This window comes from Pelomicrobium sp. G1, from assembly GCF_051905455.1.
In the GTDB taxonomy this organism is placed as follows: Bacteria; Pseudomonadota; Gammaproteobacteria; order Burkholderiales; family UBA6910; genus Pelomicrobium.
Window position 1 is genome coordinate 1 of sequence record NZ_JBQACR010000187.1, and the last position, 350, is coordinate 350.

Here is a 350-nt window from a genome sequence, read left to right on the forward strand (position 1 = left end):
GTCATGAACCGGTCCCAAGACACCGGTGGCGCTGCGTTGTTCTACCGCGCAGGACATCTTCCTCCCGGCGTCGTCTCCGACGGGCGACGTTGGCGCTTTTCCGGAACGAAGGAAGGGCGGATCGTTTTTTCTGCGGGCGGGGCAGTGGTCGGCAAGGTCCCGCCGGATCTACCCGCCTTCCAGATGCCCGTGATTCACTGGGATGCGCTACTCGCGCTTGTGCCCGCGGCGTTTGTGATGGCGCTGATCGGGTTCATGGAAGCGACCTCGATCTCCAAGGCGATCGCCGCCAGGACCGGGCAGCGCGTGGACGTCAACCAGGAGCTGATCGGCCAGGGGCTGGCTAATAT

General features: G+C 64.3%; 1 protein-coding gene. It reads left to right on the top strand.

The annotated features are described in order from the left end of the window. Nucleotides 1–36 precede the first annotated feature (36 nt). A partial coding sequence (locus ACTFO6_RS18105; RefSeq protein ID WP_439935788.1) for a SulP family inorganic anion transporter occupies nt 37–350 on the top strand: 314 nt, incomplete at its 3' end.